General features: G+C 50.0%; 22 protein-coding genes and 1 rRNA gene. 14 read left to right on the top strand and 9 right to left on the bottom strand.

The window, feature by feature from the left end; translation table 11 throughout:
* Together rrf and C3Z11_RS00150 are read left to right on the top strand one after the other, a co-directional pair.
* Positions 1 to 111: ribosomal RNA gene (rrf, locus tag C3Z11_RS00155) — 5S ribosomal RNA — on the top strand; the annotation flags it as partial.
* 102 nt (positions 112 to 213) lie between these two features.
* Positions 214 to 504: a hypothetical protein gene (locus C3Z11_RS00150; protein ID WP_106475513.1), complete on the top strand. Its 291-nt coding sequence runs from the start codon at positions 214 to 216 to the stop codon at positions 502 to 504.
* 185 nt (positions 505 to 689) lie between these two features.
* Here the strand turns inward: C3Z11_RS00150 and C3Z11_RS00145 are convergent, their stop codons facing one another.
* Together C3Z11_RS00145 and C3Z11_RS17230 are read right to left on the bottom strand one after the other, a co-directional pair.
* Positions 690 to 1,100 carry a type II toxin-antitoxin system RatA family toxin gene (locus tag C3Z11_RS00145; RefSeq protein WP_106475512.1) on the bottom strand — a complete coding sequence of 137 codons (411 nt, stop codon included), beginning with the start codon at positions 1,098 to 1,100 and terminating at the stop codon, positions 690 to 692.
* A gap of 494 nt (positions 1,101 to 1,594) precedes the next feature.
* Positions 1,595 to 1,900 carry a con-10 family general stress protein gene (locus C3Z11_RS17230; RefSeq protein WP_106475511.1) on the bottom strand — a complete coding sequence of 102 codons (306 nt, stop codon included), beginning with the start codon at positions 1,898 to 1,900 and terminating at the stop codon, positions 1,595 to 1,597.
* A gap of 596 nt (positions 1,901 to 2,496) precedes the next feature.
* Between C3Z11_RS17230 and C3Z11_RS00135 the strand changes: the two genes are divergently transcribed.
* Both C3Z11_RS00135 and C3Z11_RS00130 read left to right on the top strand, forming a co-directional pair.
* Complete coding sequence (locus tag C3Z11_RS00135; protein WP_262927151.1) at positions 2,497 to 3,057, top strand: carboxypeptidase regulatory-like domain-containing protein; 561 nt, start codon at positions 2,497 to 2,499, stop codon at positions 3,055 to 3,057.
* A 164-nt stretch (positions 3,058 to 3,221) separates the two neighbouring features.
* Complete coding sequence (locus tag C3Z11_RS00130) at positions 3,222 to 4,865, top strand: methyl-accepting chemotaxis protein (RefSeq protein WP_106475509.1); 1,644 nt, start codon at positions 3,222 to 3,224, stop codon at positions 4,863 to 4,865.
* A gap of 157 nt (positions 4,866 to 5,022) precedes the next feature.
* Here C3Z11_RS00130 and C3Z11_RS00125 read toward each other — a convergent pair whose 3' ends face one another.
* The 3 genes from C3Z11_RS00125 to C3Z11_RS00120 form a co-directional block, all read right to left on the bottom strand.
* Positions 5,023 to 6,051, bottom strand: a complete 1,029-nt coding sequence (locus C3Z11_RS00125; protein WP_394810181.1) for a DUF1615 domain-containing protein — start codon at positions 6,049 to 6,051, stop codon at positions 5,023 to 5,025.
* Positions 6,052 to 6,329: 278 nt separating this feature from the next.
* Positions 6,330 to 6,503 carry a hypothetical protein gene (locus tag C3Z11_RS16710; protein ID WP_158700878.1) on the bottom strand — a complete coding sequence of 58 codons (174 nt, stop codon included), beginning with the start codon at positions 6,501 to 6,503 and terminating at the stop codon, positions 6,330 to 6,332.
* Between the two features lie 50 nt (positions 6,504 to 6,553).
* A complete protein-coding gene (locus C3Z11_RS00120) occupies positions 6,554 to 7,627 on the bottom strand; it encodes an RNA-guided endonuclease InsQ/TnpB family protein (protein ID WP_262927150.1) in 1,074 nt (357 codons plus the stop codon).
* A gap of 9 nt (positions 7,628 to 7,636) precedes the next feature.
* Between C3Z11_RS00120 and tnpA the strand changes: the two genes are divergently transcribed.
* On the top strand, positions 7,637 to 8,053 hold the full coding sequence (gene tnpA / locus C3Z11_RS00115; protein WP_106475507.1) for an IS200/IS605 family transposase: 417 nt from the start codon (positions 7,637 to 7,639) through the stop codon (positions 8,051 to 8,053).
* A gap of 559 nt (positions 8,054 to 8,612) precedes the next feature.
* A complete protein-coding gene (locus C3Z11_RS00110; protein WP_106475506.1) occupies positions 8,613 to 9,281 on the top strand; it encodes a hypothetical protein in 669 nt (222 codons plus the stop codon).
* A 238-nt stretch (positions 9,282 to 9,519) separates the two neighbouring features.
* On the opposite strand, the gene C3Z11_RS00105 is transcribed toward C3Z11_RS00110, so the two are convergent.
* Complete coding sequence (locus tag C3Z11_RS00105) at positions 9,520 to 10,473, bottom strand: ATP-grasp fold amidoligase family protein (protein ID WP_106475505.1); 954 nt, start codon at positions 10,471 to 10,473, stop codon at positions 9,520 to 9,522.
* A 610-nt stretch (positions 10,474 to 11,083) separates the two neighbouring features.
* The gene (locus C3Z11_RS00100) at positions 11,084 to 12,313 is read right to left on the bottom strand and encodes a LysR family transcriptional regulator (RefSeq protein ID WP_106475504.1); all 1,230 of its coding nucleotides are present in this window, start codon (positions 12,311 to 12,313) and stop codon (positions 11,084 to 11,086) included.
* A 263-nt stretch (positions 12,314 to 12,576) separates the two neighbouring features.
* Here C3Z11_RS00100 and galB point away from each other — a divergent pair, with 263 nt between their 5' ends.
* The 8 genes from galB (at position 12,577) to C3Z11_RS00065 (ending at position 19,399) form a co-directional block, all read left to right on the top strand.
* The gene (galB, locus tag C3Z11_RS00095) at positions 12,577 to 13,317 is read left to right on the top strand and encodes a 4-oxalmesaconate hydratase (protein ID WP_106475503.1); all 741 of its coding nucleotides are present in this window, start codon (positions 12,577 to 12,579) and stop codon (positions 13,315 to 13,317) included.
* Positions 13,314 to 14,030, top strand: a complete 717-nt coding sequence (locus tag C3Z11_RS00090; RefSeq protein ID WP_106475502.1) for a 4-carboxy-4-hydroxy-2-oxoadipate aldolase/oxaloacetate decarboxylase — start codon at positions 13,314 to 13,316, stop codon at positions 14,028 to 14,030. Before galB ends, C3Z11_RS00090 begins: the two co-directional genes overlap by 4 nt.
* A gap of 6 nt (positions 14,031 to 14,036) precedes the next feature.
* Positions 14,037 to 15,140 carry a 4-oxalomesaconate tautomerase gene (locus C3Z11_RS00085; RefSeq protein ID WP_106475501.1) on the top strand — a complete coding sequence of 368 codons (1,104 nt, stop codon included), beginning with the start codon at positions 14,037 to 14,039 and terminating at the stop codon, positions 15,138 to 15,140.
* A gap of 1 nt (position 15,141) precedes the next feature.
* The gene (locus tag C3Z11_RS16940; protein WP_262927149.1) at positions 15,142 to 15,432 is read left to right on the top strand and encodes a saccharopine dehydrogenase NADP-binding domain-containing protein; all 291 of its coding nucleotides are present in this window, start codon (positions 15,142 to 15,144) and stop codon (positions 15,430 to 15,432) included.
* Positions 15,433 to 15,453: 21 nt separating this feature from the next.
* Positions 15,454 to 16,062: a DUF1932 domain-containing protein gene (locus C3Z11_RS00080; RefSeq protein WP_262927148.1), complete on the top strand. Its 609-nt coding sequence runs from the start codon at positions 15,454 to 15,456 to the stop codon at positions 16,060 to 16,062.
* A gap of 49 nt (positions 16,063 to 16,111) precedes the next feature.
* Entirely contained in the window at positions 16,112 to 17,113 is a 1,002-nt protein-coding gene (locus C3Z11_RS00075; RefSeq protein WP_106475500.1) for a catechol 2,3-dioxygenase, read from the top strand.
* A gap of 114 nt (positions 17,114 to 17,227) precedes the next feature.
* On the top strand, positions 17,228 to 17,842 hold the full coding sequence (locus tag C3Z11_RS00070) for an isochorismatase family protein (protein ID WP_106475499.1): 615 nt from the start codon (positions 17,228 to 17,230) through the stop codon (positions 17,840 to 17,842).
* A 288-nt stretch (positions 17,843 to 18,130) separates the two neighbouring features.
* Entirely contained in the window at positions 18,131 to 19,399 is a 1,269-nt protein-coding gene (locus C3Z11_RS00065; protein WP_106475498.1) for an MFS transporter, read from the top strand.
* A gap of 298 nt (positions 19,400 to 19,697) precedes the next feature.
* Here C3Z11_RS00065 and C3Z11_RS00060 read toward each other — a convergent pair whose 3' ends face one another.
* A complete protein-coding gene (locus tag C3Z11_RS00060) occupies positions 19,698 to 21,026 on the bottom strand; it encodes an alginate export family protein (RefSeq protein ID WP_158700877.1) in 1,329 nt (442 codons plus the stop codon).
* A gap of 877 nt (positions 21,027 to 21,903) precedes the next feature.
* On the bottom strand, positions 21,904 to 22,142 hold a 239-nt coding region (locus C3Z11_RS00055; protein WP_158700876.1), incomplete at its 5' end, for a TRAP transporter large permease subunit.

Below are 22,142 nucleotides of genomic sequence, written 5' to 3'. Positions count from 1 at the left end.
CGACCATAGCGAGCGGGTCCCACCTGATCCCATGCCGAACTCAGTAGTGAAACCGCTCAGCGCCGATGGTAGTGTGGGGTCTCCCCATGTGAGAGTAGGTCATCGTCAGGCATCTATACCCAACCCCACCTCAAACGAGGTGGGGTTTTTTATTGCCTGGAAATTGCTATGCTCGGGGCTCGTTGAATTGAATACCTAAGGAGGATATTATTCGTGAATAAAGAATCATCGCAACACAATGATGCCCCTACAAATAATAAACGTGGCTGTTTATTTCTAATGTTGGGTACTATTGCCGTCATCGTGATTGTATATGCCATCCTTATTTATATTTTTTCTTCAACCAAGACTCCACAGCACGAAGCAAATGAGCGTCAGACTATTGAATCTTGCAGGGAAAGAGCTGGTGATTCTTCGGCTTCTCTAATCGAAAGAAAGACCGCAAGCGAAGCCTGCGAAGAGATGGAGAAACAGTTCCAAAAGAAATACGGGCATGCTCCTTAACTAAAAACGTGATATGAACTGCGCCAATTTATTTAGCGCTGCTGATGACCTACAACCTAAACGGACCCAAACAGCAGCAATAAAACGATCTCTTGCTCATAACAAACCACGTTAAATTATATCATTTGGTCTGTTTCAGTCTTTATTGCTATCTACTTTGATATTTGTCAGTCGAGCAATGCCAATCATAGACGCGCCTTAAGGCACTCTATGATTTGCTGACTGGCTCGTCTGGCAAGTGGTCCGGCCGCGCGATTGACGGTCTTTTCGAGTAAACGATTACCTATTTGATAATCTACGATCAGCTCAACTAGAGTTCCTTCGGACATCTCGGTCAATTCATAGCGGCCCTGATTACGAACGCCTTCCAATGATTCCCAGGCAAGAACATTCGGTGAATTATGTTCGGTTATTTCAATAATAAATGACCAATCCATACGAAGAGCATTGATATGCCACCGATAGCGATAATGATCTAAACGTTCTACAGCGCTAATCATGTCAGAGTAATCGGCAAAGTCCTCGACCCGTTCGAGTAGGGCGAAAACCCGTTCCGGTGGGGCATGTAATACTGCACTGTGTTCAAATCTTGCCATATAGTTATTTCACCTAAGGAAGGTTTTAGTCAATAAAGAAAATGTAAGGTGGAATGGGACACATCAACTCCCGTGACTATATGTATGTAAGTCGTTCACTATGAGGGTCATAGCTGCTTGTAAAAGAACGACGGAGTGAAACCAGATGAGACGTAAAAACATATATACCGATGAAACCCTTCTTATTTACCACCGTCAGTTCGGTAATAATTGCTTACAGCGCCGTAAGGCATGTAATCTTTTAAACTATACTATAGTAGCTCGTGAGGAGCGTCGTACAACATGGAAGGGATATAAAGTACGTCAAGTGCCCAAACCGTTTCGATAAATAGAACATTTGCCGGTTCACATATGGTGCCGTTCACATTTCAGATAGACATTTTTATTCAAAAATTATTTTTATATGTTTAATAGAAAAAAGGAAGAGCCTAAGCCCTTCCTTTTTTATGAACAAGCTAAGCATAAACCGAGCTTTTCAAAATTCTATTAATCCTTTATTTACGCCCGCCACCGTGGCTGTGTTCACCACCTTTCTTGCCCGCTTCGGACGCTTTTTCAGGATCATTGGCAAAGTTACCACCGCTATTCTGGCCACCTTTATGGCCAGCCTCAGAGGCTTTCTCAGGATCATTGGCGAAGTTCCCGCCGCTGTTTTGGCCACCTTTCTTACCCGCTTCTGAAGCCTTTTCGGGATCGTTTGCGAAGTTACCTCCGCTATTGTGACCGCCTTTTTTACCTGCTTCTGAGGCTTTTTCACGATCTTCAGCGAAGTTGCCTGATCCACCACGATGTTCAGCCATGTATATTACTCCTGTAATCAGATAGTGTGTTCGCTTAAACCTTACAGACAGCGAAACTCATTTCCCTTCATGCTGATCCGTAATGTGGAACCTCTACGGATGAAGCTTCCTTACTCATCAGGATCAAATTCAACATAGAATGTATTCATGGAGTATGCAAATAGGAGCAAAAATAAATCTCACCATAATTAAGTGAAATTATCTTAACTGATTGAAAATACAAGTTATTTAAGAGTCGTAAATTTAAATGATGATCAATATACCTATAGGCTATTGTTGCTTATATACTGATAGTTAAATTAAAAATTATTTTATTAAATAAACTTGGGCCTATAAACAAATACTCGAAAGTTGATTCGGTTTTGAAATGACAGGAACTATCCATACCATAGCTCCTTGAGTCTGGCATCCGCCGTGTGGAAGCACCTTTCACTAATCTCGTGCGTATTAGATAGTAAGCATTAACTAAGCGTCGGTTTGGTAAAGTTCAAGGCCCGAATGGATCATGAAAGTTAAGCCGGCAGTCAAAGGGCGCCGTTCGCTATCACAATGTTCCTGTATTAGTACCTTCATGCTGGAAAGAAAGTCTTGGCGTTTTGATCGCTGCCGATAAAATAAGCTATTCAAATGCAAGGGATAAAACGATGCGGCCATGGATAAGGGTGATATTACTGAGTATGGCTCTGGCCGGTTGCCAGAGTGTTCAAAACTTGATGCCTGGAAACTCCGCCGTGAAGGATGCGCCAGCGGCAGTCAAGCGACAAGTGGCCTTTCCAATAGCAGCCTATGCCAAATTCGACAAAAAAGGGACGGCGACCATAAAAGGGCGTCTTATGTACATGACCTCGCAAGGTAAGAGGATTTATGGCGCCAATGAAAAAATTTCAATTGCCCCCGTAACAACCTACTCTGCTGAAGCTGCCGATGTTGCGCTATCAGGCAGGCGTATCGAGCCCGCCGATCCAAGAGCAAGTGAGTATACCCATTTCGCCAAGACGGATAGTCAGGGCTATTTTGCTGCCCATGATATCCCCGCTGGCGTCTTTTATGTGGCGGGCAGTGTACTACTACCAGGTGGTAAAGCACGTAGCCCGATCATTATCAAGCAGGTCGAGATAGGGCATGGAAAAACCGTAAGCGTCGATTTGAGTCGTTGATAATGATCACTCTACAAATAAGATGCTGAAGGTAAAAATTATCAAGTAAAACATGGCTTTTCCTAAAATTTTAAGTGTGTTTTCCGATATAGAGGTATAGGGCCTTCAACGCTACGTACGCTTTAGCTTGAAAATGTGTACATACCAAACGGTGACGCTTCGGCATGCTTAAGAATATAAGAGTAATGACCATCCTCTCGGCGAGCCTGTTGTTGCTTGCCATCTGTTTCTTGGCAGCGATGGGCTATAGCAGTTATAGCTTGCGCAGCAGCAATGCCTCTCTTGCTCAAACAAAGCAAGAGATCCATGTCATCCTTGATATAGCCGACAGTATCAATCATCTGCGCACGACTCGGGTCAAACTAGAAGAGGTAAATCAGCTGCTTGAAAGTGGTGCGGATCAAATTAAGATTGATGCAGCGCTTGAAGATGCTCGAATCCCCTACGAAAAGTCAGTGGCGGCTATGCAGCGTTATCAGGCGTTGACTAAATCTGAGGCAGAAAAGCCACTAGCAGCTGAGTTTCTGCAGCATCACACCCACTATCTGGAAGAGGGGATCGATCCTCTTTTTCAGGCGCTTTCGCGTGGTGATACGGTCCTTTACGATCAAATAAGCCAATCAATAACACCTGAGCTTGATCACAAATTTGAACAATCGCTTGATGCATTGATTATTGCACGGAGCAAAGAGTCAGCTGCAGTCGAGGCGAGTGCTCAGGCCAAGGAAAAGCTGACTTATGGTATGTTGGGGCTAATCGCCTGTTTGATTGCGGCTATTATTCTGGGTATACGTTTGATGTTGAAACGGGTCATCACACGTCCACTCACAGAGGCTATTGTGCATCTTGGTCATATTGCTAAAGGGGATCTCAGCCAGCCTATCGCCGCTCACGGTAAAAATGAGATAGGTCAGCTTTTTGCTGGCTTGTCGGATATGCAGGATGGTTTGAGTCGGACAGTTACCACCATCCGCGATAGCAGTAGTACGGTCTACTTACGGTCAAAAGAAATTTCGTCAGGCAACACAGACCTTTCCTCTCGTACTGAAGAACAAGCTGCATCATTAGAAGAGACGGCTGCCAGTATGGAGCAGTTAACCGCAACTGTCCGCCAGAATGCCAGCAATGCCTCCCAGGCAAGTCAATTGGCGATGACCGCTTCCCGAACCGCCACACGAGGTGGTGAAGAAGTTAGTATAATGGTGGAAACAATGCATGAGATTGATCAAAGCTCACGCAAGATTGTTGATATTATCGCTGTAATAGATGGTATTGCCTTCCAGACCAATCTGCTGGCGCTTAATGCTTCGGTAGAGGCAGCTCGAGCCGGTGAGCAAGGGCGAGGCTTTGCAGTTGTGGCAAGTGAAGTTCGAGACCTGGCCAGCCGTAGTGCCCAAGCGGCTAAAGAGATCAAACAACTCATTGATGATGCAGGTAACAAGGTCGCTGTCGGTACCGAGGTGGTAGAGCGTACTCGCGCAACCATGAGTGAAGCTGTGGCGTCGGTGAAGCGCGTCAACGACATACTTGAAGAAATTGCCATGGCCTCGAAGGAGCAAACCAGTGGCATTGAACAGGTTAATCTAGCAGTCACACAGATGGATCAAGTTACACAAAATAATGCGGCTCTGGTAGAACAATCAGCAGCGGCAGCGGATGATTTGCAGGCTCAAGCAGAAGTGCTAAACGATACGGTAGCAGCCTTTAAATTAACACAGAAGGGCACAAGACCAAGAGCTTCTTCACACCTAGAGGCTATGGATTACTCTGATGATATTTCATCTACGTTAAGACTTGATGCCGTTTAAATAAGACCTGTTTGTATATTATTCATTGGCTGGATATGAATTTAAGCCCTCGTTGCCATCGCACCGAGGGCTCTCTTAATTAAAAATTTGTGGAGAAATTGGCTCTCCATCTTAACTGTTACAATGCCCTATTAACCAAGGCCAAGCAGCAGAAATTTTAGCCACTTAAGGCTCGGCGCATGCACTGCTGCTGCCGCTCGTTGACACGTTTAGCAAACCATTCGGTAGTAAGCTTACGTGTGATTTTGGGACTATCCAGCGTGATGCTTGGCACTACAGCATGCGGTAACGGTTGTCGATCTGCTCTCTCGGCTAGTGTAAACACTCGCTTGTAGAGTTTTGTATCCTCAAAATCGAGACGATCTCCTTGCTCTAATGCACGCCTGATGGCGGCATTATTCATGTTCAACTGTTTACTCAGCGAGCGGACGGCCAGTTCCGTGGCGCCTGGTGTTCTCGTGTCATAGCGAATGAGGTCGCCGTCGAGAGCCAGCGGAATACCTGAGGCGTGGCTGACCGCGTTCTGGAAAGCGGCGTTACGGCTGGCGTACCAACCGGCATTAAAATCAGCGAAACGATACAGCGACTGGGAATAGTGTGTAGGGTAATCCAGAAGATGCATGATACCGAAGTACATTCCACCACGGCGGCTGAACACTTCTTGGCGGATTGAACCTACGACTGGATAGGGATAATCCTGCGCATGCGCTTCGGCAAAGGCAATGCTGACCTGCATCGGACCACCGGTATGCACGGGATTAAGATTGCCGAATAAGTGCTGTCCCATAGGAACAATAGCGATGAAGTCGTCAAAGATTGTGCTCAGTTCTTTCTCGGTACGTGCTGCGTCCAAGCGTTGATCGTAAGTTTTGCCTGTGGGTGAATCCATGCGCAACGCGGCACGTACTAAAAAGCTGGGTATGTGCAATTGGGCCGCACGACGATCAATTTCATCACGCGCAATTTTTGCCAGTCCCGGCACGGGCGGAGCGACTTGAAAGGTTGATTCTTGTGCGGTCACAGCCAGTACAGAGCACAGATTCTCTGTGGTCGGTGCAATATTCTGCACTGCAAATGCTGCATAGATGTCTGCCGCCCAGCCTTCACGGTCAGCAATATTTGTTGGCATTAAACGAACAATTTTCGCACGCACCTCGGCCGGGTGAGGCATAGGTGTGTCTTGCATGGGCTGTGTACCGCAGCCAGCCAATAGAAGCAGTGTAGTGATGCCCAGCGCAGTAATGCCTTGATGTAAAGGCCTCATTAACGCAGTGCTGTACTGCTGTAAATTAGTGGCAGGTTTATGTATGCCAGTGGGTAAGCAACGGTGAATGAAGCGATTTAATAACATATTCTCTCGAGTAGCCCATCTGTCTAAGGCCTGTTTTCCTTAACGTAGCTTGGCTTTTGGCAGTTCTTCCCAACGTGTGTCCATCGATTCGATCTGCTAGCATTGCGCAGCTGTCAAGCTGCGTGATCAGTTGTCATTCCAAAGCGTACCGCATCACGTCCTTGTAGCTTGTTGATCATATCTATCGTAGCCATGAGTTTCTCGGCGCGGATACGTTCTGGCTCTGTCATTGCTGTCTCAAATATTTCCAGCTGTAGCCGGTCAGCATCGATTAAATCGAACAACATTGCACCTGCCTTGTTGTAATAAAATCCTTTTCGTTGACATCCTCCCCGCCCTAAAGGACAGGGATTCCCACTTCTGGACGACGATGCCCCGCCGCAAGACTGAGGATATCCCGGGCCGCGTTCACGTCCCGGTCATGGACGACACCACATTCCATGCACGCCCAGTCTCTTATTTGCAGCCCATTTGCGCCCTGCGGCCCGCTGAGCGAGCCGCAAGCCGAACAGGTGCGGGTGGTGTAGCTTTCTCGCACTTCCTCGAATACGATGCCTGCGTGAGCGCACTTATATTCCAGCATCGTTTTCAACTGGCCCCATCCGGCATCGAGCACGGATTTGGCCATTTTGGTGCGTGCGAGTTTTTGTGAGCTGACATCGCCCACGATGATTTCGCCGTACTGGTTGACCAGGCGGCTAGAGAACTTGTGCAGCGCGTCCTTACGACGGTTCTTGATCTTGGCGTGAATGGCGCGGGTGCGTTTCTTGTTGCGGCTGCGCTGAGCTATTGCCAGCTTGTCTTCCATGCCGCGATAGAAACGCCCGTTTTCCAGCTTCGCGCCGTCGCTGCAAGTAGCTATTTCTTTCAATCCAAGGTCGATGCCGATCGAGCCTTGTCCGGTTGATGGCTTAACCTCGGCATCAACCACCACGTTGAAATACCAGCGTCCGCGTGCATCCTCGTTGAACGACGCCGAGCGGAATTTATAGTTAGACAGGCCGAAGCTATCCCACGCCTTGAAGTAACTGCCGTTGTGGAAAATCTGACCGTTCTTCCACTTGGTCGCGCCAGTATTGACCGGAATCCAGCCAAGCGACCGGCGGACGCCACGCGACTTACGCCAGTTGAGACGAGCCTTCCTGAACTGCTTGCGACGGGTGACGTATTCGGCGGCGATACACTGCAAGGTTTGGCTATGCAGGCCAAGTTCCTTGCCTGCGCCCTTGGTATAGGGATGCAGGTCATAGGCCGACAGAAACAGACTGCGCTCACGAATCGCTCGTGAGCTTAACTCGTCGAGGTAGTTCCAGACGAAATTCACGCTGCGCGCCATGCGGTTAAGCTGAGCAACGTGCTTGTCTTTCACGCGAACTTTTAATGTCTTGGTCTGTTCCATGCCTTCGAGCATACTTGGTCTATGGACAAAATCAACTCGTTAAGAACCGGAAGGCACTGCGTTTTTGAGATGCACGTTCATTTGGTCTTCGTGACTAAATATCGTGGCAAGGTGTTCAACGACGCGCACCTAACTTCTCTTGAAACCCTGTTTAATCGGGTATGTCAGGACTTCGAGGCCGAACTAAAGGAGTTCAATGGTGAAACTGACCATGTTCACTTGCTGGTGAACTTCCCACCCAAGGTGGCGGTTTCCAAGCTGGTCAACAGCCTGAAAGGTGTTTCGAGCAGACGGATGAAGCTGCTGCACCCTGAGCTGGTGCAGCCCGCCTATATGAAAAATGCACTATGGAGCCCCAGCTATTTTGCAGGGAGTGTCGGTGGCGCGCCGCTGAGCGTCGTCAAACAATACATTGAGCAACAGACAAGGCCGGAATAGGGGCGCTTCGCGCCCCACGCTATCCATCCTTGCACTAGAAGTACGAGGTTTTTCGCGTTAATTGATAAGAGCCGTCTCCTTTCTGAGTGTTGTTGTTATATACAGTATTCAGCAGGAGGGAGGCCAGATTTAGAGAGTGTAAGCCGACGAAACGCTGAGCAATCTTGGTACTTGACGAATTAAGTTAATACAATGTGCGCTCGTATCGCTATCTTAGTGAGTCAGGCAGATGCTTGTGGCATTGAGGCAAGGTGTGTCGCTTCAGTTGTGAGGAATATCATTTAGGTGGAGCGGGGAGAGGCCAGCTACTATCTCTATGGGCTCTGTCTAGAAAGTCGGTGAGTGTTGGCCAGGCAAGGGAAATTAGCGAGAAGACGAAGTTAACATGGGGTACATAAATACCATTAGTCTGTTTTGGCCCCTTACGGGAAATGCAGAAACTCTTCAAATAAGCTTAGAGGTTAATCTAGCTCAAGGCTTTCAATAGTACTGGTCTCGTATGGCTAGCTAATTTGAAGGCGGCCAAGGAAAAACGGTTAATCGGCCCCGAGCGGCGATCATGGAGGATGATGTGTGGAATTGGCTCAACCAGCATACGCAATTGATCAGCCTGCCTGTCAAAGTTGGTACGTTTGTGGTGTGGTGGGGCTTTATGCAGATGTTGCTCAACAACTATTTACGGCAACGTAGTGCTAAATTGGTTATCAATCGAGGAAACGGACAAGGTATCGATGCAGTTTGTGTGGTGAGTAACATGAGTCAGGAGCCGGTTTTTATCGAGGCACTTATCGGCGTCTTGGAAACGTCAGAAGGTCGTTATACCTTCGATCTTACCGACTTTACCGATAAAAACAGAAGTAAAGAAACTCAAGAACAATCCAGTGATGAGTTAGAGCTCAGGCAAGTTACTCGGCAAGGCCCACTCAGCCAAGGGCAATATGTTCAGTTCGGTTCATTTCGTGAATTGATAGAGGGCGTGACGGGACATAGCGGTATTGCTATTGATGCGCGCTGTATTTCTAAAGAAGGAATAGCCTTTAAGTCATTTGAGCTGCGTTTGATTGCTTTATACGGACCCGATGACAACCTCATTGGAGCAATGCGTCGTTTTCACCTGAGCAGAAATAACAATGGTGACTATGAATTGGCTCCAAGAGAACGAACAAAGCAATTTGACTCCCGCTGGAAGCAAAGAAAGGTTTGCCAGTGGATAAAAGATATGGCCTAAATTAAAGTGCGAGATATTTTGACTAAATTTATTATAAGAAAAAAACACTTATTACCAGCCTTTCTGCCAAGTAGTTAAAGTTTAGCAGTCAGGATATGGATGCGTTTGTTTTAGAGATTGTAAAACAGCATAAAAAGCGCCTTCAGGCGCTTTTTATACTTAAGAAATTTGCCGAGCTTTCACTCTTGGTATGTACAAGAATTGAGTGGCGATTATGTATGGAACAGAATGCTCTCGGTTATTTCTCAAAAAAAGAGCCCCAAGTCTCGTCAATTTCTCTAGTTTTAAAATGTTTCAATCCACCGGTGGGAGTAAAGGTTATTTCCCCGAAGTAGATGCGCTCCTCCATCATATAAAAATCTATACGAGCGAAGGAATATTCCGCCGAAAGCTTGAGCGCTTGAGTAATCGCTTCATCAAGATTATGCGGTTTTTGTATCTTTACACCGGTAGTAAAGCGATCTTCAACGACATCAACCAGATTCCATTCAGTGTCGTAATAATCAACCTTGAAGTTTGAGAATCGGTCATGAGTAACTTCGATAAAGACTTTCGGCTGGTTCCCTTCAGATCTGAAACAGTAAAATTTATAATCTTTTGGGACATTGCCGTTTTCGTCTAGTAGCAATTTTTCAAATATCAGCTGCGGCTTGATATCTTTATAATGCCGCTCACGGCTTGAGGAGTAATAATTACTCTTGAGCCATTTGTTACTAATTTCACGAAGGTCAGAAAAGGAATATTCCCGTTTGTCTTTCACAATAAGGTTATAGCCAGAACCATGATTGCCTTTCATGACAAAGCTATCAGGCAACTCATGATAAGTCTGCAAAGTTAAGCTTTGGCAAGTTTTATAAGCGGGTATAAGATATTGCCGCCCTATTACCCTCGCAACATAATCTCTTACTTTAACTTTATCGCTCAGGTCCGAAAAAGAAGGTTGAGGATGAAGCCGGCGACGACATACTTTTTCAGTAAATGATCGGGGCTTAACTAGATTTGGAAATCTTCCCAAAGTTCGGCGATACGCTATTGCAATACAAAGCCAATCAGGTAGTTGCTGTGTTAATGATCTTCTGAAAGCATGAAAAATATTATTTTTATATGTAGTGCTGCGTAGGGAGGCATTGAGCGACTTTCTATTTAATTCATAAGCAATGGGGAATTCATCCCTGGTTCCCAACTCTGACATACTTGCCCCCTGATTTCAGCGATTTTCTTTTCCGTGCGTAACTTATAGTTAAGTTGCTCATTTATTCTGTCACTGATTACGAGGGTCTATTGTGCAGAAGTGGGTATAGCAAAGTGGAAAGTTAGTCTTGCTTTAGGCGGGGGATGATGAAAAATGTTCTTTTTTATCAGTAATTTATTGTAATAGTAATTATTTTGGCGCGCTTAATTAATTACTAATTTGATCTATGGATGTGCTACTTTATTATTAGTTTATTTTTGTTTATTTAGCTGATGTGATAACTATTGGCTGCGTTTTTTAATACTAAATACATCATTATTTAAATTTTTATCATTAGAATATATTTGATCTCTAATGGTTTTAGAATTGTTAGGATAATGAATGTAACGTTCGACCACGTTGAAGAAGGAAGTCCATCTTACGTAAGTGCAACTCGCCACTTAGCGAACCTCCCATACCGAAGAATGTTGATAATGTGCACGTTGCTGGCATGGTTTATCACGATTAAGAGCTAAACCAGAATCATCGAGCCATGCGGCGTTAATCTGTTGATAAGACCTATAAGCAGCATTACTTGCGCGGCATTAATCTTTGGTCAGCCTTGGATGAATCAGAGATGAAAATCCCGGCTGATCTCAAGTAACTGTTGACAGAGGGTTCGTGAAGCTTGGGTCGGTAATTCATCACGGCGTGTGGTGATTCCGATAGGACGTCGCGTGCTTTTCATCTGAATGGGCAAGGTGACCAGTTGTCCACTCTGTAGTTCGAAATGTACCTGATAAGGCGATATTAGTGTCACGCGATCACTATCTAGCAGCAGAGTACGGATGGTACTTAGATTACCGACTTCAATAGCCACCTTGGGGGGAGGCAAACCTGCCGCCAAAAATTCCTGTTCAAAGCTTTGCCGTGCTGGCGTATCAGCCCGTGGTGCAATCCACTCGGCATGTTGAAGTTCATCCAGGGTTAGCTGTTTACATCCCGCCAGCGGGTGAGCGTGATGCACAACGACTGACAAGCGATCATAGAAAAGCCGCTCCTGCACGATATCATCAGATAGTGAGTTCTGCCGCAGGGCCCCAATTAGCAAGTCAATCTCGCCGCAGCGTAGTGATTCCAGCAGCGAGTCATAAGTGCCATCTAAAATAGTGATGCCTATCTCGGGGAGATGGTGGCGTAGCCTTTTCACTGCCATGGGGACCAGCAAAGAGCTTGATAAAGGCAGTGTGCCGATAGTAATCCGACCCTGGGCGAGGCCCTGCCAAGCGCTAAGATCTATGCAAGTCAGCGCTAGTTCCCGCATCGCTAGCTTGGCGTGCCGTACCATAATTTCTCCGCAGTCCGTAAGCAGCATGCCGCGTTTAGTGCGTAAAAATAATGGTGCGCCTATCTGCCCTTCCAGATCGCGAAGACTGGCACTGATTGCTGGTTGGGTCAGGCCAAGCTGGCGTGCCGCGCGTGGCTCGCTGTGCAAATTGGCAACAGCAATGAGTGTCGTCAGTTGGCGTTGGTTGAGTCGTTGCGCTAGCCGATCGATGTTATTTCCAGGCTGCTGAGCAGCGAGGGCATACTCAGCATTGCTTAACTGTTCCAGTGCACGCCGAAAGCGCGGGAGAACAATGTTACCCGCTGGTGTGGGATGCATTCCGCTGCGGTGACGTTCAAACAAAGGCAAACCCAATTCACATTCAAGTTCACGTACAGCGCGAGTCACAGTGGGCTGAGAGAGATGAAGATGTTCTGCGGCACGTATGACGCCGCCCATTTCTGCTACCGCGACGACCGCTCTGATGCGTCGCCAGTTGGGTTCAAACTGAAAATTTTCGACGTGCTCCGTCAAGTGAGCGCTCCTGATTATTTCAAATCGACAATACTAACCTTTATGGGTATCGGTGTGCGGTCAGCACGAAACGGCATACTAATTCGCAGCTTACGGTCGGAGTGGCGCAAGCATCTCTGTAAGCGAATTGTTACCAATGATACCTGCAACAATGGTGTAAGTGTGCATAAACAAAACGCATACGAGCAATAAAGAATGGCATTACTCGTCATCTTGAGGGCAGTGCACGATGAGGCACAACTAATCAAGAGGACGAGGAAGACATGAGCGAAGACCAGGCAAAACGAACGGGATTAGTCGTCAGCGCACATTCGGCAGACTTCGTCTGGCGCGCTGGCGGAGCTATCGCACTGCATGCCAAGCAAGGTTATGACATGCATATTGTCTGTCTTTCTTTCGGCGAGCGGGGCGAGTCGGCCAAACTGTGGCGCAAGGGCGAGATGACCGAAGAAAAGGTCAAGGCCGCACGCCGCGAGGAGGCCCAGGCCGCCGCACAAGTGCTGGGCGCCAGCGTCGAGTTTTTCGATATCGGCGATTATCCGATGCGTGCCGACAAGGACACCCTGTTCCGTCTGGCGGATGTCTATCGGCGCGTGCAGCCGGAATTCGTGCTGACCCATTCGCTGAAAGATCCCTACAACTACGATCATCCGCTCGCTACCAATCTTGCCCAAGAGGCGCGCATCATCGCCCAGGCCGAAGGATACAAGCCGGGCGAGAAGATTGTCGGCGCGCCGCCGGTCTATTGCTTCGAACCGCACCAGCCGGAACAGTGCGAATGGCGTCCGGATGTTCTGCTCGATATCACCGAGGTATGGGACAAGAAGTATGCCGCCATCCAGTGCATGGCCGGCCAGGAACATCTTTGGGAATACTATACGCGTGTAGCCCAGCAGCGCGGTGTACAGGCCAAGCGTAACGTCGGCATTACCTCCAGCAAGAACATTGTCTATGCCGAAGGCTACCAGAGCATCTTCCCGCGCGTTACGGAGAACCTCACATGAGCCATTACGTAGGCAAGACGGGCATCGTAGTGCGCAACATCCCGCGCGCCGATGCTGATGCGATCAATGAGCTTGGTGGCTATGGCGTGGCCACCGTGCACGAAGCGCAAGGGCGCAAGGGACTGCTCGATCCGGCTATCCGGCCGATCCAGCAGGATCACGGTATCAGCGGTTCGGCGGTGACCGCCCTGGTCGCGCCCGGCGATAATTGGATGTTCCATGTTGCTGTGGAGCAGTGCCAGCCCGGTGATATTCTGGTGGTCGCCACCAGCTCTCCCTGTACCGACGGTTATTTCGGCGACCTGCTCGCCACTTCGCTGCAGGCCCGTGGCGTACGTGGGCTGGTGGTTGATGCTGGCGTGCGCGATACCCGCACGCTGCGCGAGATGGGCTTTGCCGTATGGTCGCGTGCGGTATACGCCCAAGGCACGGTTAAGGAAACTCTGGGCTCGGTGAATATCCCCGTGGTATGTGCCGGGCAGTTGGTCAATCCCGGCGATGTCATCGTTGCCGATGACGATGGCGTAGTTGTCGTGCGCAGGACGGACGTGACCATGGCCCTCGAGGCCAGCCGCAAGCGCGCCGAAGGCGAAGAGCAAAAGCGTGTGCGTCTGGAGAATGGCGAACTGGGCTTGGATATCTATAACATGCGCCCACGTCTGGCCGAGAAAGGTTTGAAATATTTCGATAATCTCGACGAACTGGAGGGGTAAACGGCGATGCCCCAGACCAGCATTCCTTTCGTGCAAATGCGCGGTGGCACATCGAAAGGGCTCTACTTTCTTGCCTCCGATCTGCCCGCCAATCCGCAGCGCCGCGATGCCGTGTTGCTGGCGGCAATGGGTTCGCCCGATTCGCGTCAGATCGACGGTCTGGGAGGTGCGACGTCACTGACCAGCAAGGTTGCCATTATCAATCGTGCGACACGTGACGATGCTGACGTCGACTATCTCTTCGCTCAGGTCGTGGTGAATGAGCCGCGTGTCGATTACGGCCAGAACTGCGGCAACATCCTTGCCGGGGTGGCGCCTTTCGCCATCGAGCGCGGCTTAGTAAAAGCCCGTGAAGGCGAGACGCCGGTGCGTATTCACATGGTCAACACCGGTCAGCTGGCGACTATTACCGTGCCTACTCCGGGCGGCAGTGTTGAGTATGCCGGCGAGGCGACCATCTCTGGCGTGCCGGGCAGTGCCGCCGCGTTGATTATCGAATTTGAAGACACTGCCGGGTCGAGCTGCGGCGCGCTATTGCCGAGCGGCAATAGCCGAGATCAGATTGATGGGGTTGATATCACCTGTATCGACAATGGCATGCCTGTAGTTCTGCTACGCGCCGAGGATTTCGGCATCAGTGGTCATGAAAGCTGCGCCGAGCTAGAGGCCAACGAGACGCTTAAGCAGCGCCTGGAAAACATTCGCCTGCAGGCCGGCCCGTTGATGAACCTGGGCGATGTCACGTCGCGCACGGTACCTAAAATGTCACTGGTCGCATCGCCTGCCAACGGCGGCTCATTATCGACACGGACCTTCATTCCGCATCGCTGCCATGAGGCGATCGGTGTGCTTGGTGCGGTCAGTGTTGCTACCGCTTGCTTGCTGAGCGATTCCGTGGCGCAGTCGTTGGTGACCCTGCCCGCCGGAGAACGCAAGCGTATCTCGATCGAGCATCCGACCGGCGAGTTCACGGTCGAGCTCGTCCTGGACGAGAACGGTGAGGTAGTGCGTTCCGGCTTGCTGCGTACCGCGCGGCTGCTGGCCGAAGGGCGCCTGTTCATTGCCGCTGATGTCTGGGATGGAAGCGATACGCCAGGCAAGGAGGATTGATATGGTCAAGCACCGCCATCCCGTTACTCTCATTGGCTTTGGAGAGGCGGGCGGCATTCTCGGTAGCGACCTGGCGCGACGAGAAGATGTCACTGTGGCCTGCTTCGATCTCAAGCTCAACGATGCTGCCCAGTGCGAGGCCATGCAGCGCAAGGCACGAGAGGCTGGGGTGATGCCATTTGCCGAACTCACGCAGGCGCTGGCGCATAGCGAACTGATCATCTCTACCGTAACGGCCGCCTCGGCGTTTGAGGCTGCGCGCGCTTGTGCGGCTAGCCTACGGTCGGGGTAGTTGTTCCTCGATTGTAACTCCGTGTCGCCTGATACCAAGCGGCAAGCTTGTCAGCTAGTTGAGGCGACTGGAGCAGGCTACGTCGATGTCGCGATCATGGCGCCAGTGCCACCCTCGCGTTTGCAGGTACCCTTGCTGATGGGAGGGCAACAGGCAGCGCAGATTGCGGCACGTCTCAACGAGCTGGGCATGAACGCCCAGGCAGTAACCGCAGAGGTGGGTGTCGCATCGGCAATCAAGATGTGCCGCAGTGTGATGATCAAGGGACTCGAAGCGCTCACTCTGGAATGTTTGAGCGCTGCGCGCCACTATGGTGCCGAACAGGCTGTGCTTGAATCTCTAGATCGCAGTTTCCCTGGCATGGGGTGGACGGATAATCTGCCCGACTACCTTATCAGCCGGATTGCAGAGCACGGCACACGGCGTGCCGCCGAAATGCATGAAGCTGCTCGGACAGTGTCGGAAGCCGGCATTTCAGCCCGCATGAGTCTGGCTGCTGCAGACACACAGGGCGGGCTTGTCGATGCCATGCATCGTCAAGAGATCACTTATGACGCGTTGAGGCCCTTTGGCTGGCAAACATTAGTCGATGCGTTAGCGTTAACTGCAGAGCATACCGGTGGTCAATGAGGTTTCCGGTGCAATAACTGAATAAAGTAACTTTGGTGGAGTAAACATTATGGCATCAACGCAACAGGGCGTGCCTTCAGCACAAGAGGGTATTGAACCCTGCTATGATCTGGCCCATCTGGCTCACGTCGAAATGCTCACGCCCAAACTCGAAGAAAGCCTGCGCTTTTTTGTCGATGTGATGGGGATGATCGTCAGTGATCAGCAGGGTGATTCGGTCTACCTGCGTGGCTGGGACGATTACGAACACCACACCCTGAAGCTGACCGGCTCGACCACCTCTGGCATGGCGCACTACGCCTTCCGTACGTCCAGTCAGGCTGCGCTCGAACGACGCGTCGCACAGCTTGAACGCGGCGGCGTTGAGTATGAGTGGACCGAAGGCGATCTGGGACACGGCCCTGCTTGTCGTTTCCGCGATCCCGACGGCCATGTCGTCGAACTTTACTACGAGACTCAATGGTACCAGGCCACCGAACAGACGCGTCCATCGCTCAAGAACCAGGCGTCACGCTTTCCGGGACGCGGCGCTAATCTGCGGCGTCTTGATCACCTCAACCTGCTCGCTCAGGATGTCAAGGGCAACCGAGTATTCATGCAGGATATGCTGGGCTGCCGTCTGACTGAGCAGATCGTCTTCAACGATGGCTCTGAGAAAGGTGCTTGGTTGAGCGTCAACAACAAGAGCTACGACTTGGCGATCTCTGAAGATCATAGCGGCTCGCGTGGGCGTTTTCATCACGTCACCTATGCGGTGGATTCTCGTGAAGACGTACTGCGCGCTGCGGATATCTGCCTTGAACACGGCGTTCATATCGAGACGGGGCCGCATAAGCACGCCGTGCAGCAGACCTTCTTCCTCTACGTCTACGAGCCGGGCGGCAACCGCTTCGAGATTGCCAATGCCGGCGCGCGATTAATCCTCGCCCCTGACTGGAAGACCATCGTCTGGAATGAAGAGGAACGCAAGAAGGGGCAAGCCTGGGGTCTGCAGACAATTTCCTCGTTCCATACTCATGGCACGCCGCCGATCGATCCTTCGCTCAAGTAGCGTAAGTCTGGCGCTGTGATATCGATGACCGAGTATTTGATACGGTCATGGCCGCACTGGTGGATTACCTCGCCAGTGCTTGCTTCCAAAGCATAACAACAGGAAAGTCTATCAATGGTCCAAGTCGCGCCACCCTGGTCAATCGTAGCGGAGCGTTCCGCGCTTCTCGTGATCGACATGCAAAATGATTTCGTGCGTGAGGGAGCACCAATGGCAGTGCCCATGGCGCGTGAGCGGATTCCTGCCATGCAGCGTCTAGTCGAAAGCTGCCGTTACCAAGCTATTCCGGTGCTCTACACGCAACAGGTGCTGTACGATGCATTTCAGGTCTCGCCGCTTGAAGTGGCTTATCAGCCTCATCTGAAGCAGGCTGGCATGCGTGCAGGCAGCGAGGGGATCGCGATCATTGAAGAGCTGGCTCCGGCGGTCGACGAAGTGGTCATTACCAAGCACCGCTATGATGCCTTTTATAACACGCAGCTTGAGACGATTCTTCGCAATATTCGTGGGCCCGGCGTGGTCGATACGCTCTTCATTGTGGGTACCGTGACGAATATCTGCTGCGAGTCCACCGCGCGCAGCGCATTCATGCGAGACTTCAAAGTCGTTTTCGTCTCCGACGCCAATGGAGGATTGGATCACGCTTCACACGAAGCAACGTTGGCCAGCATTGGTAGTGTCTTCGGCCGGGTACTGTCCACTGATGCATTAATTGATGCTCTGCATTAACTCGCTTTTATACCTCTCGCCTTGAGCGCGTCATATCACGATGCGCTTTTTCCCTCGTTTTAAACCTCTTCGAGCGTTGTATGTTTCCTGCCTGCATTAGCTCAACGTAGGGTGGGCCATAATCAAACGATATTATCGGCGCAGGAAAATGCATTACTAACCGTATATCCACACTGTCATGATTTTGGATCGTCTTCATATTGCTTCTGCCTGTATGGCCATTGTTTGGGTGCTACAGCCGGCCAAGTTGAAGACGGAACCATAACAACACAGTAATGAGGACACGTCATGGCATCAACGCACGATAGCGCAGCGCTCCCCGCTTCTTGGGATGTTCGTTATGAGAGAAAGGCTGTCTTGCTCTTAGCCCTTGGCTTTGGGCTGGTAGGACTTGACCGTTGGATTATTGCGCCTTTGTTTCCGGCGATGATGCAAGACCTCGATCTCGACTATCAGGATCTCGGTCTTATCATCGGTATCCTAGGTGTTGCCTGGGGTATTTTCTCAACCGTGGCAGGGGCAGTTTGTGATCGTGTGGGACGACGTAAAATAATCATTCCCGCTATCCTCATGTTCTCTTGCCTATCTTGTCTGTCGGGTTTCGCTACTGGGCTCGTCAGCTTGTTAGTCATTCGCACAATTATGGGCGTTTCAGAGGGAGCCTTTTGCCCGGCAAGCGTGGCTGCCACGGGAGAGGCCTCGCATCCCAAGCGCCGTGGACTCAATCAAGGGCTACAAATGAGCATGTTTGCGCTCCTTGGTCTGGGACTTGCACCGGTCATTGCCACTCAACTACTCGATGTATTGCCTTCCTGGCGCTGGGTCTTCTTCATCTCTGCGATTCCCGGTTTGATATTGACCATATTCATGTATTTCGTCATTCGCGATCCGGTCCATCTGTCTCAGCCTGAAGATAAGAAAGACCAGCCTCGCTGGAGCGATGTCCTACGCAACCGTAATGTACTACTCGGTATGTTGGGAATGTTATGTAACATGGCGGGTATCTTTGTGCTGTCTGCCATGGTCCCGAGTTACCTGACCAATTACCTTCATCTTCCACCGACCAGTATGGGGTTTGTGCTTGCGGCGTTGGGGATCGGTGGTTTCTTTGGTGAATTCATGGTGCCCGGTCTGTCCGATTTTATTGGTCGCCGGATAACGGCAGTGCTCGCGTTTGCTATTGCCGCAGCGTTCCTCTATGGCTTTAGCCAGATTGGCACTTCGTCCTGGTTGCTGTTCCTCACGCTCCTGCCTGTCGCGTTTTGCTGCTTTGGGCTGCTGGCTTTATTTACCGGTCCGGTAGCCACTGAAGCAGTTCCGCTTGGCCTGGTGTCTTCCGCGATCGGTATCGTATCAGGCGTGGGCGAGATATTTGGCGGCGGCGTCGCCCCTTTTCTCGCAGGTGCCATTGCTCAGCATGCCGGGATCCAATACACCCTTTATCTCGCTTTGGGCTGCATCATGCTAGGTGTCATTGTTTCGTTATTCTTGAAAGAGACTGCGCCGCGCAAAGTTAGCCAGCAACCTGGCAATGTTACGCAGGTATCGTCAGTTTAAGATACCGGGTTCGCTATTTTGTAATCCGGAGTTAGTGGAGCAAGGGGATGTAGGGGTACCCTTGTTCCTGGATTAGCCAAGCCACACATTGCTGGGGTGCTGTTAGCGCGAGCGTAGAAGAGCAATGGCCGTATGATGGATATGATGGGTAGGCCGGATCAAGATATTGTTGCCCTGGATAAGGGCTGACACTGGGCAAAACGCTTTGGTACCTATGGCAATCGTTCAAGAGTGATAGTAATCCGCAAAAAGGCCATGTCCTGTGACATGGCCTTCTCTTTTGTGCGGCGGTGTCAGGCTAGAACAAAAAATAGGTGCGTAGCGAGATATATTGCGTATCTTCCCCACCGACTTTTTGAATCACGTCATTGACATCATAGTATTGATATTCTAAATCTAGGGTCAGATTGGCTGTTGCCGACCAGCGAGCGAGCAGGTTATAAGTCGTGCCCAGCCGTTTGCCTGAGACATCCCGAGTGCCAGCTACTGCTTTCATGCCGGGCATATAGGCGGCATCATCTTCGCTTTCACGCCACATGGCCAGAATAGTGGGTGAAACCACTACGTTTGATACCGGTGAAAAGGTCAACTGCGGACCCATCGCAATCAGGTTAGATAGGGTAGTAAGGCCGGCATTGCCGAAAAATTTACCATTGGCCGAGAACAGCGGATCGAAAGTATTAGAAGTATTGTCGTTCTGACTGTGGTCACCGCTAGCTGCATCAATGACTACTCCCAGTCGCGGCTTGCCGGGCTGAGAAGTAAAAGTATAGCCGGTAGTGCTCAATAGGCCCCAAGCATTAATGTCCTGATCGGCCAGATCACCAAACTGATACATCATGTTCCATGAATAGTCCGCTGCCCCTTGCTTACCGAAAAAACGGGTGCCGATCGTGTAGCGCTTCTCATCACCGGTCACATTATTCAGTGATTGATCATCGCGCTCATAACCGAAGGCATACAGATCTTCATCCACCGCTTTGGTCAGCGGGATCGTGGCATAAAGGCCATAGAAATCACCGCTGTCGGTAGAGCTATCGTTGAAGGAGCCGGGACGCACATTGCCAACCGGATGCACTGCGAAACCATCAACCTTTATGCTGCTTGCGCCCCGCCAAGAAATACGTCCGCCATCAAAGGCCAGCCGTACGTTGGGGGTGGCGCGTACATCAATCAATCCTAGATCGCCAAAGGCCATTTCCTGCCGACCGAGCCGGGCGGACAAGCTATCGCCTTGGAGGGCGGGCAGACGGACATCCACAAACGCCTGATGAATCTCAGTGTCGCTTTGGTCATGGGGTGAATAGACTTCCTTGCTCCAGGAGTCGGTATTAGACATCTGAAGATAAGTCCGAAGAGCATCATCGAAGAGGTGCAGATCGAACTGTAAGAGTAAACGTTGTTGCCAGTAACTATCACTATTTAAACCGGAGAGTCCAAAACCTGGATGATTCAGGTCTTCATAACGGTAGCGAATACCACCACCAATGCTAAGCCAGGACGAATCACCGATAGCGATATAGCGCAACGGATCAAAAGGGTCGGTGCGTTTGGCAGGGTCGACCAAAAAGCTGTAGTTTTCCAAGTAGCGCGGAGGACCTGGACGCAGGGGGCGGGCTGCTTCCATGGGGTTATTGGTCCTAATGACCTTCGGTGGCGGTGTGTTTTTTGCTGTGGTATCCGAGAAATTCGTATTCTTGTCTACGGCGTCGGTGGCGGTATCGGCTGCAGCGCTGCAAAGGGAAAATCCCAGCGAAGCAAGAGCAATGACACAGGTAGTGGCTGGCCTAGTGAATCGAGATGAGTTCATAAAAGGTGTGCTCCGGTTATTGTCGTTATCATTCAGAACTGGAATGATATTCTTTGTCGCTTCTTGAGCTATTCAGAAGGTTACGCATTCTCCTTGTTGTGCCCTTAAGTGAACGAAGTATTCAATTGGTCTGTTCGGCACCGTTCAGCAATAAGTAACTTTTCAGATCCAAGCAGTGTGCCGTGGTTGTCCATCTTCTTATCACATGTTTTTCGTATTGATAGTTGCAGTTAGTTTGTTGCTGATTCACGTTAATTAATAGCGTCGAATGTTTTAGCGTAAAAACGGCAGATATTTAGATGAGTAAATTTTATAATGGATTGGTGCTATTGCCTTTACTTAAATAGATAGCAAGCGTCTCAAATAAAGAGAGTTTTGGGTAATTCGTTTTCGTTTAGATATATGTTTTTTATTTATTGAGTTGTTATACTTATGTCTTTAAAACTAAAGAGTAATGTTGGAAGTTTAATATCATAAATATATGGTCAGAAAAATTATTAAAGTATCTGCATAAAACATAGGCTGATAAGTAATGCAGAGTTTATTAGTGAGAGTATGAAGTATGCATGAATAACATGCTTCAATCGAAAGAGACTGTCGAATCATGATGGTGGGTAGAAATGAAACGAAGTGACTCCGAAATGGTGCCCCTCCTGGCTAGGGCCTAGCCGGGAGGGGGAGTCGAACGGTTGTGTTAGCCCACCAACATCGTCGACAGGATAGGAAAGGCGATCAGCAGCGCTAAGCGGATGAAGTCGGAGATGATGAACGGCGTCACGCCACGGAAGATCTGACCCAGGCTAATGTGCGGTGCAGTGGCCTTGATTACGAACACGTTCATGCCCACCGGGGGCGTGATCAGCCCGAGCTCGACGGTCAGCACGGTAATGATGCCGAACCACACCGGATCGATGCCGATGGAGGTGATGATCG

Origin of the sequence: Phytohalomonas tamaricis (genome assembly GCF_003012345.1) — a bacterium.
GTDB classification, from domain to species: domain Bacteria; phylum Pseudomonadota; class Gammaproteobacteria; order Pseudomonadales; family Halomonadaceae; genus Phytohalomonas; species Phytohalomonas tamaricis.
Note: the sequence above shows the minus strand (reverse complement) of the source record. Positions and strands in the feature narration are given on the sequence as shown.